Annotated in this window: 11 protein-coding genes; 9 read left to right on the top strand and 2 right to left on the bottom strand. The window is 61.1% G+C overall.

What is annotated here, in order from left to right; translation table 11 throughout:
• The first annotated feature begins 44 nt into the window (after positions 1–44).
• From AC3ITY_RS18570 to AC3ITY_RS18540, 7 genes are all read left to right on the top strand, one after another.
• The gene (locus tag AC3ITY_RS18570; RefSeq protein WP_032829783.1) at positions 45–707 is read left to right on the top strand and encodes an amino acid ABC transporter permease; all 663 of its coding nucleotides are present in this window, start codon (positions 45–47) and stop codon (positions 705–707) included.
• A 9-nt stretch (positions 708–716) separates the two neighbouring features.
• Positions 717–1,379 carry an amino acid ABC transporter permease gene (locus AC3ITY_RS18565; RefSeq protein WP_150723636.1) on the top strand — a complete coding sequence of 221 codons (663 nt, stop codon included), beginning with the start codon at positions 717–719 and terminating at the stop codon, positions 1,377–1,379.
• Positions 1,376–2,170, top strand: coding sequence for an amino acid ABC transporter ATP-binding protein (locus tag AC3ITY_RS18560; protein WP_489304301.1), 795 nt, complete (start codon positions 1,376–1,378; stop codon positions 2,168–2,170). Before AC3ITY_RS18565 ends, AC3ITY_RS18560 begins: the two co-directional genes overlap by 4 nt.
• A gap of 41 nt (positions 2,171–2,211) precedes the next feature.
• The gene (locus AC3ITY_RS18555) at positions 2,212–2,601 is read left to right on the top strand and encodes a RidA family protein (protein ID WP_477774133.1); all 390 of its coding nucleotides are present in this window, start codon (positions 2,212–2,214) and stop codon (positions 2,599–2,601) included.
• Positions 2,602–2,690: 89 nt separating this feature from the next.
• Positions 2,691–3,455 (top strand): IclR family transcriptional regulator, encoded by a 765-nt coding sequence (locus tag AC3ITY_RS18550; protein ID WP_489304300.1) that lies wholly within the window; start codon positions 2,691–2,693, stop codon positions 3,453–3,455.
• Between the two features lie 39 nt (positions 3,456–3,494).
• Entirely contained in the window at positions 3,495–4,712 is a 1,218-nt protein-coding gene (locus tag AC3ITY_RS18545; RefSeq protein ID WP_489304299.1) for an amino acid deaminase, read from the top strand.
• Between the two features lie 89 nt (positions 4,713–4,801).
• On the top strand, positions 4,802–5,734 hold the full coding sequence (locus AC3ITY_RS18540; protein ID WP_489304298.1) for a sugar kinase: 933 nt from the start codon (positions 4,802–4,804) through the stop codon (positions 5,732–5,734).
• Positions 5,735–5,859: 125 nt separating this feature from the next.
• Here the strand turns inward: AC3ITY_RS18540 and AC3ITY_RS18535 are convergent, their stop codons facing one another.
• Both AC3ITY_RS18535 and AC3ITY_RS18530 read right to left on the bottom strand, forming a co-directional pair.
• Positions 5,860–6,135, bottom strand: a complete 276-nt coding sequence (locus tag AC3ITY_RS18535) for a peptidylprolyl isomerase (RefSeq protein ID WP_007898282.1) — start codon at positions 6,133–6,135, stop codon at positions 5,860–5,862.
• Between the two features lie 66 nt (positions 6,136–6,201).
• Positions 6,202–8,739 carry a PAS domain-containing hybrid sensor histidine kinase/response regulator gene (locus tag AC3ITY_RS18530; protein WP_489304297.1) on the bottom strand — a complete coding sequence of 846 codons (2,538 nt, stop codon included), beginning with the start codon at positions 8,737–8,739 and terminating at the stop codon, positions 6,202–6,204.
• A gap of 423 nt (positions 8,740–9,162) precedes the next feature.
• On the opposite strand from AC3ITY_RS18530, the gene AC3ITY_RS18525 reads away from it, so the two are divergent.
• Positions 9,163–10,215, top strand: coding sequence for a WD40/YVTN/BNR-like repeat-containing protein (locus tag AC3ITY_RS18525; protein WP_223460968.1), 1,053 nt, complete (start codon positions 9,163–9,165; stop codon positions 10,213–10,215).
• A 28-nt stretch (positions 10,216–10,243) separates the two neighbouring features.
• Positions 10,244–12,628 (top strand): efflux RND transporter permease subunit, encoded by a 2,385-nt coding sequence (locus AC3ITY_RS18520; protein ID WP_489304296.1) that lies wholly within the window; start codon positions 10,244–10,246, stop codon positions 12,626–12,628.
• The last annotated feature ends 37 nt before the right edge of the window (positions 12,629–12,665 follow it).

Genomic DNA, 12,665 nt, shown 5'->3' with positions numbered 1-12,665 from the left:
AGAGTGGGGCGCCCAAATGCGCCCCGCTCAAGGTACTGCTGACCATGAACTATCAGTTGAACTTTGCCGCCGTGTGGCGCGATTTCGACACCTTGCTGGCGGGGCTCGGCATGGGTCTTGAACTGGCCCTGGTGTCGATCGCCATCGGCTGCGTGATCGGCCTGATGATGGCGTTTGCCTTGCTGTCGAAGCATCGCGCATTGCGGGTGCTGGCGTCGGTGTATGTCACGGTGATTCGCAACACGCCGATCCTGGTGTTGATCCTGTTGATCTACTTTGCGTTGCCGAGCCTGGGGATCCGGCTGGACAAGATCCCCTCGTTCATCATCACCCTGTCGCTGTATGCCGGGGCGTACCTGACTGAAGTGTTCCGCGGCGGCTTGTTGAGCATTCCCAAGGGCCTGCGTGAAGCAGGGTTGGCCATTGGTCTGGGCGAGTGGCAGGTCAAGGCCTACGTCACCGTGCCGGTGATGCTGCGCAATGTGTTGCCGGCGCTGTCGAACAACTTCATTTCGCTGTTCAAGGACACTTCGCTGGCGGCCGCGATTGCCGTACCTGAGCTGACCTATTACGCGCGCAAGATCAATGTCGAGAGCTACCGGGTGATTGAAACCTGGCTGGTGACCACGGCGTTGTATGTGGCGGCCTGTTACCTCATTGCCATGATGCTGCGTTACCTCGAACAACGTCTGGCGATTCGCCGATAGGAGGCCCCCATGTACGAATCTCCCAGTTGGTTGCATGAGTTGTGGGTGGCGCGGGAAGTGCTGTGGCAGGGCTTTCTGACCAGCGTGCAGGTGTCGGTGCTGGCGATTCTGCTCGGCACGCTGGTTGGCGTCGTCACCGGGTTGGTGCTGACCTACGGCAAATTCTGGATGCGCGCGCCGTTTCGTTTTTATGTCGATGTGATTCGCGGCACGCCGGTGTTCGTGCTGGTGCTGGCGTGCTTCTACATGGCGCCGGCACTCGGCTGGCAGATCAGCGCGTTCCAGGCCGGTGCACTGGGTTTGACGCTGTTCTGCGGCTCCCATGTCGCCGAGATCGTGCGCGGTGCATTGCAGGCATTGCCGCTCGGGCAGATGGAGGCGAGCAAGGCCATCGGCCTGACGTTCTACCAGGCCCTCGGGTACGTGCTGTTGCCCCAGGCATTGCGGCAGATCCTGCCGACCTGGGTCAACTCGTCCACCGAGATCGTCAAGGCCTCGACCCTGTTGTCGGTGATCGGCGTGGCGGAATTACTGCTCAGTACCCAGCAGATTATTGCCCGGACGTTCATGACCCTGGAGTTTTACCTGTTCGCCGGTTTCCTGTTCTTCGTCATCAACTACGGCATCGAGTTACTCGGCCGGCACATTGAAAAGCGGGTGGCTTTGCCATGACTCAGACTCCAACCAATGCACAAAACGGCCAACCGCTGCTGGACATTCGCGGCTTGCACAAGCGTTACGACCAGCTCGAAGTGCTCAAGGGCGTCGACCTGAGCATGCGGCGCGGCAACGTAGTGACGTTGATCGGCTCCAGCGGCTCGGGCAAGACCACGCTGCTGCGCTGCGTGAACATGCTCGAAGAATTCCAGGGCGGGCAGATCCTGCTTGACGGTGAATCCATCGGTTATGACGAGGTCAACGGCAAACGCATTCGCCACCCGGAAAAAGTCATCGCTCGCCATCGCGCCATGACCGGCATGGCGTTCCAGCAGTTCAACCTGTTCCCGCACCTGACTGCATTGCAGAACGTCACCTTGGGTCTGCTCAAGGTCAAGAAGCTGCACAAGGACGAGGCGGTGGCCCTGGCCGAGAAATGGCTGGAGCGCGTTGGCCTGCTGGAACGTCGCGATCACTTTCCCGGTCAGTTGTCCGGCGGTCAGCAGCAGCGCGTGGCAATCGCCCGGGCGATTGCGATGAACCCGAGCCTGATGCTGTTCGACGAAGTGACCTCGGCCCTCGATCCGGAACTGGTCGGCGAAGTGTTGAGCGTGATCAAAGGCCTGGCCGAAGACGGCATGACCATGCTGCTGGTGACCCACGAAATGCGCTTTGCATTCGAGGTCTCGGACAAGATCGTTTTCATGAATCAGGGGCGTATCGAAGAGCAGGGGCCACCCAAGGACCTGTTCGAACGCCCGCAATCGCCACGACTGGCGGAATTTCTCAAAAGCACCCGTTTCTGAAGTTACAAAAGAATTTCACTTATCAATCAGGAGAAACATTCATGAGCATTACTCGTTACGGCACCGGCAGCACCGCCGCTGGCGGTCAGCCTCGCCCTTTCGCCCGCGCCGTTGAAGCCGATGGCTGGTTGCACGTTTCCGGTCAGGTGCCGGCGGTGGACGGCGAGATCATTACTGGCGGCATTGTCGAACAGACCCACCAGACCATGAAGAACCTGATCGCGATTCTCGAAGAGGCAGGTTTCGGCCTGGAAGACGTGGTGCGTGCTGGCGTGTGGCTGGAGGATCCGCGGGATTTCACGAGTTTCAACAAGGTGTTCTCCGAGTACTTCAAGCCTGAACACGCCCCGGCGCGGGCCTGCGTACAGGCGAACATGATGGTCGACTGCAAGGTCGAGATCGACTGCGTTGCGTACAAGAAAAAGGCTTGAACCGAGGTGACTTCATCGCGAGCAGGCGGCCTAACAGTCGCCGCCGCACTCTCGGTAAACTCCCGGCATTATGAATGGGAAACACTGACATGACCGAAGACACCATCAAGCGCCGGGCACGCGGTCTGGACCGGGCGTTCGATATCCTCGATTTCCTCAAGGAGATCGGCCAGCCCCTGCGCCCGAACGACATCGCCAACGGCATCGGCAGCCCCAAATCCACGGTTTACGAACTGGTGGCCTCGCTGCTGGAACGACGGATCCTGGAGCCGGTGGGCAAGGACGGTCATGTCTACCTCGGTCGTCAGTTGTATTTTCTCGGGCAAGCACACCTGCGCCATTTCGACCTGACCCGCGAGGCCGATCACGCCTTGCAGGAAATCGTCAGCCAGACCCATGAAACCGCGCAGATGTGCCTGCTCAACGGGCGCAAGTACACCGTTGCGCTGATGAAGGAGGGGGAGCGGCATTTCCGCATTTCCTCGGACATCGGCGAAAACGCGCCCATCCCCTGGACTGCCTCCGGGCGCCTGCTGCTGGCACATCTGAGCGACCAGGCAATCGTCGACCTGATCGACCACGACGACTTCATCCTGCCCGATGGCGAACGCTTGCCTCTGGAGCAATTTCTCAAGGAAATCCGTCAGGCCGGTATCGATGGTTTCTTTTCCTTCGATAGCGTCGCCGACACCTTTACCCATTGCTTCGCCGCCCCGGTCAAAGACCCCGGCGGCGTGGCCATCGCGACCCTGTGCATCGTCGCCCCACGGGCCGATGCGAAGAAAAACTACAACGACTACCGCCGGGTGCTGATCGAAAGCGCCAACAGCCTGGCCCGTCGCATCAACGAATAACAGCGGCTGCCTGCGGCCGCGTGAACGAGGAGTTCGACCATGTCTTCTGCCCCCAATACTGCCGCCGTGGAAAAAGGCACCGCGCCCGTTGGCGCCAGCCTGGTGAGTGACGTCAGCCTGCCTGTGCTGGTACTGCACCGCGAGGCGCTGGAACACAACATTCGCTGGATGCAGGCGTTCGTCAGCGACAGCGGAGCCGAACTGGCGCCCCATGGCAAAACCAGCATGACCCCGGCGCTGTTCCGGCGCCAACTGGACGCCGGTGCCTGGGGCATCACCCTGGCCAGTGCCACGCAAACCCGTGCGGCCTATGCCCATGGTGTACGCCGGGTGTTGATGGCCAACCAGTTGGTCGGCACGCCGAACATGGCGTTGATCGCCGACCTGCTGGCCGACCCGACGTTCGATTTCTATTGCATGGTCGATCACCCGGATAACGTCGCCGACCTCGGCGCCTATTTCGCCTCCCGCGGCGTGCGCCTGAACGTCATGATCGAATACGGTGTGGTCGGTGGTCGTTGCGGTTGCCGTAGCGAGCAGCAAGTGCTCGATCTGGCCAAGGCCATCGCCGCGCAACCGGCGCTGGCCCTGACCGGGATCGAAGGCTACGAAGGCGTGATCCATGGCGATCACGCGGTGACCGGCATTCGCGATTTCGCCGCATCACTGGTGCGCCTGGCGGTGCAGTTGCAGGACAGCGGTGCCTTCACCATTGCCAAGCCGATCATCACCGCGTCGGGTTCGGCCTGGTATGACCTGATTGCCGAGTCCTTCGAAGCACAAAACGCCGCCGGGCGTTTCCTCAGCGTGCTGCGTCCCGGCAGTTACGTGGCTCACGACCATGGTATCTACAAAGAGGCGCAGTGCTGCGTGCTCGACCGTCGCAGCGACCTGCACGAAGGCCTGCGTCCGGCGCTGGAAGTGTGGGCGCACGTGCAGTCGTTGCCGGAACCAGGGTTTGCGGTGATTGCCCTGGGCAAACGCGACGTGGCCTACGACGCCGGTTTGCCGGTGCCGTTGCTGCGTTACAAGGCGGGCGCCGTACCGGCCAAAGGCGATGATGTGAGCGCCTGCAAAGTGACTGCGGTGATGGACCAGCATGCGTTCATGACCGTGGCGCCGGGGGTTGATCTGCGGGTGGGCGACATCATTTCGTTCGGTACTTCGCACCCGTGCCTGACGTTCGACAAGTGGCGTGTCGGCTGTCTGGTGGATGAGGAACTGAACGTCATCGAGACCATGGAAACCTGTTTCTAAAAGGTTTTGAGACCGCGGCGCGGCCATCGCGGGCTTGCCCGCGATGAGGTCCGACCAGACAACACAGAAACACCAGAGACCCCACAACAATGAACACTATCAACACCCTGGGCCCCAATACTCCACGCATCGCCCTGATCGGCGAGTGCATGATCGAGTTGCAGCATCGCGCCGACGGCAGCCTGCAACAAAGCTTCGGCGGCGACACCTTGAATACGGCGGTGTACCTGTCCCGGGAACTGGGAGCGGACGGCTCCGTGGACTACGTCACCGCCCTGGGCGATGACAGTTTCAGCGACGCGATGTGCCAGAGTTGGGCGGCGGAAAATATCGGGCTCGGCATGGTTCAGCGCCTGCCCGGTCGTCTGCCGGGTTTGTATTGCATCCAGACTGACGCCGCCGGTGAGCGACGCTTTCTGTACTGGCGCAACGAAGCGGCAGTCCGCGATTGCTTCACCACCCCGGCCGCGGCGCCGATCCTCGCTGCGCTGCCGGATTACGATGTGCTGTACTTCAGCGGCATCACCCTGGCGGTACTCGGTGCGCAAGGTCGGGAAAAACTGCTGGAAACCCTGATCGAAGCCCGCCAGCGCGATGCGCGGATCGTGTTCGACAACAACTACCGGCCACGGCTGTGGGCATCGGTCGAGGACGCTCGGGCGGCGTATCGCCGTGTGCTACCGCAGGTTGATCTGGCGTTGCTGACGGTGGATGACGAGCAGGCGTTGTTTGGTTATGCCGATTGTGACGCGGTGTTTGCTGCGTATGAGCAGATCGGTACGCCGGAAGTGGTGCTCAAGCGCGGCGCCCAAGCGTGCCTGATTCGTTGTGATGGCGAGTCATTCGAGGTGCCGGCGCAGAAGGTCGAGCGGGTGGTGGACACCACGGCGGCGGGGGATTCGTTCAGCGCGGCGTATCTGGCTTCGCGGCTCAAGGGCGGCAGCCCATCGCAAGCTGCCGAGGCCGGGCATCGGTTGGCGAGCCGGGTGATTCAGGTGCCGGGGGCACTGATCCCACGGTAAGCGGTGAATGGCCGCTGGCTGCGCCATCGGATCGCGAGCAAGCTCGCTCCTACATTTTATTTGTGCACGACGCAGATCCCCTGTAGGAGCGAGCCTGCTCGCGATTGCGCACTAAAGCCAATCGATCAATCCCGGTAAAACACCTGCACCAGGTGATACCCGAACTTGCTCTTGATCGGCCCATGCACCACCCGCAGCGGTTTCTTGAAGATCACCGCATCGATCACGCCGACCATCTGCCCCGGCCGCACTTCGCCGAGATCGCCGCCGCGCTTGCCCGATGGGCAGGTCGAGTACTTCTTGGCCAGCACGTCAAACGCTTCACCCTTGGCGATGCGTTGTTTGAGCTGCTCGGCTTCTTCCGAGGTTTTCACCAGAATATGGCGGGCTTGAGCTTTCATGTGGCGGTACCTTGCAACGGTGGTGGCTATGTGGGTGGCAGCGGGGGCGCGCGATTATGCCTCAACTCAGTCCGGTTGACTGATCATCGTGCGAATCTTGTTGGCCAGCAGGTCGATGGAAAACGGCTTGGCCACCATGTCCATGCCTTCTTCGAGGAAACCCTGGCGCTCGGCGGCGATCTCGGCGTAACCGGTCATGAACAGCACTTTCAGTTCGGGACGATGCTGACGGGCGATTTCCGCCAGTTGGCGGCCGTTCATGCCCGGCAACCCGACGTCGGTCACCAGCAGGTCCACCCGCAGGTCCGACTCCAGCACGGGCAGTGCGCCCTTGGCATCTTCAGCTTCATGGGCGCGGTAACCGAGCTCCTTGAGCAGGTCCAGTACCAGCATGCGCACCGCCGCATCGTCCTCGACCAGCATCACGGTTTCGCCGGCAATCGCCGCCGGTGCCTCGCCGATGACGGGCGACAGGACTTTTTCCGGCTCGGTCGAATGCAGGCGCGGCAGGTACAAGCGCACGCTGGTGCCCCGTCCGGGCAGGCTGAACAGACTGACATGGCCCCCCGTTTGCTGGGCGAAACCGTAAATCATCGACAAGCCCAAACCGGTGCCCTGGCCGATGGGCTTGGTGGTGAAGAACGGGTCGAATGCCTTGGCCAGCACCGAGGGCGTCATGCCGGTGCCGTTGTCGCTGACGGCAATCATCACGTAGTCGCCGGCCTTGACCGGTTCCAGGGTCGTGATGTCGTTGCCGTCGAGGTACACATTGGCCGTTTCGATCTGCAACTCGCCGCCATCGGGCATGGCGTCCCGGGCATTGATCACCAGGTTGAGCAAGGCGTTTTCCAGCTGGCTGACATCGGTGCTGACCCGCCAGATGTTCTCGGCCAGTTGCAGGTTGAGCTCGATATGGTCGCCCTTGGTACGCCTGAACAAGTCCACGAGCGAGTGAATCAACTCGTTGGGGTTAAGCGGCTTGCGGTTGAGCGACTGACGCCGGGAGAACGCCAGCAAGCGATGGGTGAGGGCGGCGGCACGGTTGGCCGAGGACACGGCCGCTTCGGTAAACCTGCCTATCTCGCTGGCGCGGCCGTCGGCAATGTAGCGTTGCATCAGGTCGAGGCTGCCGATGATGCCGGTGAGCATGTTGTTGAAGTCATGGGCGATGCCGCCGGTAAGTTGGCCGACCGCATCCATTTTCTGCGCATGGCGCAAGGCGTCTTCGGCACGCTCACGCTCGAACATCTCGTTTTGCAGACGTTCGTTGGCCTCGGCCAGTTGACCGGTGCGGGCGGCAACCCGTTCCTCAAGGGTTTCGTTGAGGTTGCGCAGGGCTTCTTCGGTCTTTTTGCGTTCGGTTTCGTCGATCACGAAGATGTAGAAACCGTTCACCGCGCCATCCGCGCCGTGGCGTGGCAGGTAATTCATCAAGGCCTGGCGGATGCTGCCGTCGCGGTGTGGCGTGCTGATGCTGAAGCAGCAGGGCCGGCCGGACAGCGCCTCAGTGATGTGCGGGGCGCGCAGCGCATAGGCTTCTTCGCCGAGCACTTCAAGAATGGTTCGTCCGTAAAGCTCTTGCGGCGTCAGCCCGTACCAGTCGAGGTACGCCGCATTGTTCAGGCGAAAGCGTTCTTCGCGGTCGACGTAGCTGATCAGGATCGGCATGGCGTTGATGATCAGTTGCAGCTCGGTCTGGCTCTGGCGCAGGGCCTGTTCGGTGTGTTTGCGTTCGGTCAGGTCCAGGGCGGCGCCGAGGAAACGCATCGGCCGGCCGTGGTGATCCTTGTAGCAGCGACCGCGGGCAAACACCCAGCGCATCTGGCCGTCGGTTTGCAGCAGGCGATATTCCTCGGCGTATTCGCTGCCGTGGGTGATGCAATGCTTGATGCTGCGGGCGATCAGGGCGCGGTCTTCGGGGTGTACGCCGTGCAGGTACTCACTGATCGGCAATTGACTGGCCATGGCCGGGTCGATGCCGTGCAACTGGGCAAAATGCGCATCGGCGATGAAACGGTCCTCGCTGATGTCCCAGTCCCAGGTACCGACCGCATCGGTGGCGGCGAGGGCCAGTTGCAGGCGCTCCTCGGTTTCACGCTGGGCCTTGAGGCTGGCCGCCGAGCGCTGTTCGAGTTCGAGGGCGATGCGCCGGCGTTCGTTGGTTTCGATGGCGGTGACCAGGATCCCGGCCACCTCGGCACCCTCGTCGCGGATCGGGCTGTAGGTCAGGTCGAGCCAGAAGTCGGATTCCCGGTCCCCGCGTTGCAGGGTAAAGCGCTGCTCGCTGTAGGTTCGTACCTGACCTTGCAGGACGGCGCTGTAGATCGGATCGGTGAAGTCTTTCAACTCTGGCCAGATCAAGTGTGCCGGCTGTCCGAAAGCGTGTGGATGTTTGCTGCCGGCGAGCAGGGCGAAGCCGTCGTTGTAGATCTGCGTCAGTTGCGGGCCCCATAGCAGCAGCATCGGCATCGGTGAGTGAATGACGATGTCCACAGCGGTTCGCAGGCTTTGTGGCCAAGTGCTGGCAGCGCCCAGCGGGCTGCTTGCCCAGTCGATTCGGGCGATCAAGGCCTGGGCATCGCTGGCGGTCGGTGTTGCGTTCATCTGGGAGTCCTGCGCCAATTCGCTATAGCTGGCGTCTATTCTTGCACAGGTGGTCGATTGTGGAGGACCCGTCAGGGTGAGCGGTTAAGCGACACAGAACCTTGTGGGAGCGAAAGCGTCAGCAGCCATTACCGCAGCAACGGATATGTACTCCGAACACTGAACACAACCACCCACACCAAAACCGCAATCACCCCACCTGATACCCAATCATTCAGGACAAGCACGCATCCCCTCGGTTAACAAAAGATAACGTGGCGTCGATTGTCAGACATTAAAAAACACCGATAGGATAAGCCAGCTTCCGAAGGGGCTCTGGATTGCGGGTTTCAGGACTATGCTCTGAAACAGCCGGTCCAGACATGCACCCTTGCGGCGCCCAGAAAGGTTGAACGACCTAACAATAATAATGGGGGAAGGTCTATGAGTGAGCCTGTCATGGGTGTGGGTATCTGCCGCCCGCCGGCATTACGCAAATTCGCGTTGCTGGCTACAGCGCTCTCGCTGTTGGGCTCTGCCATGCTGTCGGCACCCGCGCTGGCCGCGGCGGCGCCAGCATCCGACGTTGTTTATTCCATTGAATCTGCCAAGGCTGCCAAAAGCCTGATGCTCGATGTCGTCCACGCCGGCAAGCGCCTGGTGGCGGTCGGGGATCGTGGGCACATCCTGTATTCCGATGACCAGGGCGCTACCTGGACCCAGGCCAAGGTCCCGACCAGGGCCCTGCTGACGTCGGTGTTTTTCGTCGATGACAAGCACGGCTGGGCCGTCGGCCATGACGCGCAGATCCTCGCCAGCGAGGACGGCGGCGCGACCTGGACCAAGCAATTCGAAGATCTGAAACGCGAATCGCCGCTGCTCGATGTCTGGTTCAAGGACGTCGACAGCGGCTTTGCCGTGGGCGCTTACGGCTCGTTGATGGAAACCACCGATGGTGGCAAGCATTGGGAAGACGCCAGCGACCGCCTCGATAACGAAGACCAGTACCACCTGAACGCGATTGCCGCGGTCAAGGACGCCGGGCTGTTCATCGTCGGCGAGCAGGGCAGCATGTTCCGCTCCGCGGACTGGGGCCAGACCTGGGAGAAACTCGAAGGTCCGTACGAAGGCTCGCTGTTCGGCGTGATCGGCACGGCGCAGCCCAATACGCTGCTGGCCTACGGACTGCGCGGCAATCTTTACCGTTCCACGGATTTCGGCACCACCTGGGAGCAAGTCGAGCTCAAGGCTGAACGTGGCGACCTGGAGTTCGGGCTGTCCGGCGGCACGCTGCTCGACGATGGTTCCATCGTGATCGTCGGCAACGGCGGCTCGGTGATTCGCAGCAGCGACAATGGCGAAACCTTCAAGGTGGTCAACCGTCCGGACCGTATTTCGGTCTCGGCAGTGACTGCGGCAGGCAATGGCAATTTGGTTCTGGCCGGGCAGGGCGGCGTTCGCGTCACTTCGCCGAACGGTACCGAGTCGGGCAAATGAGCCGGGTTAATAATAAGAAGGCGGAGCTATGACTTCCTTGAGTACTCATCACCAGGACAAGGCGACGTTCCTCGAGCGCCTGATCTTCAATAACCGTCCGGCAGTGATCTTCATCTGCCTGATGGTCAGCATTTTCCTGTTCTGGCAGGCCACGCTGATCCGCCCGTCCACCAGTTTCGAAAAAATGATCCCGCTGGAGCATCCCTTCATCCAGAAGATGATGGAGCACCGCAACGATCTGGCGAACCTGGGCAATACCGTGCGGATCTCGGTGGAAGCCACAGATGGCGACATCTTCTCCAAGGAGTACATGGAGACCCTGCGTCAGATCAACGACGAGGTGTTCTACATCTCCGGTGTCGACCGTTCCGGCCTCAAGTCGCTGTGGAGCCCGAGCGTTCGCTGGACCGAAGTGACGGAAGAGGGCTTCGCCGGCGGTGAGGTGATTCCGCAAAGCTACAACGGCTCCCAGGCCAGCCTCGATTTGCTGCGCAACAACGTGCTCAAGTCCGGTCAGGTCGGGCGGTTGGTGTCCAACGATTTCAAGTCGAGCATCGTCGACATTCCGTTGCTGGAGTCCTACCCGGACCCGCAGGACCAGGGCAAGCTGCTGGCGCTGGACTATCGCCAGTTCTCCCACGAGCTTGAAGACAAAATCCGCACCAAGTTCGAAGCACAGAACCCGAACGTGAAGATCCACATCGTCGGCTTCGCCAAGAAAGTCGGTGACCTGATCGATGGCCTGGTGATGGTGGTGATGTTCTTCGGCATCGCCTTCGTCATCACCCTGATCCTCCTGCTGTGGTTCACCAACTGCCTGCGCAGTACCGTCGCCGTGTTGAGCACGACGCTGGTGGCAGTGGTCTGGCAACTGGGGTTGATGCACTTCTTCGGCTTCGGGCTCGACCCCTATTCGATGCTGGTGCCGTTCCTGATCTTCGCCATCGGTATTTCCCACGGCGTGCAGAAGATCAACGGGATCGCCCTGCAATCGAGTGAAGCGGACAACGCCCTGACGGCGGCGCGCCGTACGTTCCGTCAATTGTTCCTGCCGGGGATGATCGCGATCCTCGCCGATGCCGTGGGTTTCATCACACTGCTGATCATCGATATCGGTGTGATCCGTGAACTGGCCATCGGCGCGTCCATCGGCGTGGCGGTGATCGTGTTCACCAACCTGATCCTGCTGCCGGTGGCGATTTCCTATGTCGGCATCAGCAAGCGTGCTGTCGAGCGCAGCAAGAAAGATGCGGTGCGCGAACACCCGTTCTGGCGCCTGCTGGCGAATTTCGCCAGCGCCAAAGTTGCACCGGTTTCCATTCTGCTGGCGCTGATCGCCTTTGGCGGCGGCCTCTGGTACAGCCAGAACCTGAAAATCGGCGACCTCGACCAGGGTGCCCCGGAGCTGCGTCCGGACTCGCGCTACAACAAGGACAACAACTTCATCATCAACAACTACTCCACCAGTTCCGATGTGCTGGTGGTGATGGTCAAGACCAAGTCCGAAGGCTGCTCGCGTTACGAAGCCATGGCGCCGATCGACGAGCTGATGTGGAAGATGCAGAACACCGAGGGCGTGCAGTCGGCGATTTCTCTGGTGACGGTGTCCAAGCAAATGATCAAGGGCATGAACGAGGGCAACCTGAAATGGGAAACCCTGTCGCGCAACCCTGATGTGCTGAACAACTCCATCGCCCGCGCTGACGGCCTGTACAACAACAGCTGTTCCCTGGCGCCGGTGCTGGTGTTCCTCAACGATCACAAGGCCGAGACCCTGGATCGCGCGGTGCATGCGGTGCAGGATTTCGCCAAGGAAAACAACAAGGAAGGCCTGGAGTTCATCCTCGCGGCCGGTAACGCCGGGATCGAGGCGGCCACCAACGAGGTGATCAAGAAGTCCGAACTGACCATCCTGGTCCTGGTGTACATCTGTGTGGCGGTCATGTGCTTGATCACCTTCCGTTCGTGGGCGGCGACCTTGTGCATCGTGCTGCCCCTGGTGCTGACCTCGGTACTCGGCAACGCCCTGATGGCCTTCATGGGCATCGGCGTGAAAGTGGCGACCCTGCCGGTCGTGGCGCTCGGAGTGGGGATTGGCGTGGACTACGGCATCTACATCTACAGCCGCCTGGAAAGCTTCCTGCGTGCCGGCCTGCCGCTGCAAGAGGCGTATTACCAGACACTGAAGTCCACCGGTAAGGCGGTGCTGTTCACCGGTCTGTGCCTGGCTATCGGCGTGTGCACCTGGATCTTCTCGGCCATCAAGTTCCAGGCCGACATGGGGCTGATGCTGACGTTCATGCTGCTGTGGAACATGTTCGGTGCGTTGTGGCTGTTGCCGGCACTGGCGCGGTTCCTGATCAAGCCGGAGAAACTGGCGGGGCAGAAGGGCAATTCGTTGTTTGCCCACTGACCGTTTCATTGCCCTGACACCGAAAGCCGCGACCTGA

The sequence above is a fragment of the Pseudomonas sp. GL_091 genome (assembly GCF_057837725.1).
This window is presented reverse-complemented; position numbering and strand designations above follow the sequence as displayed.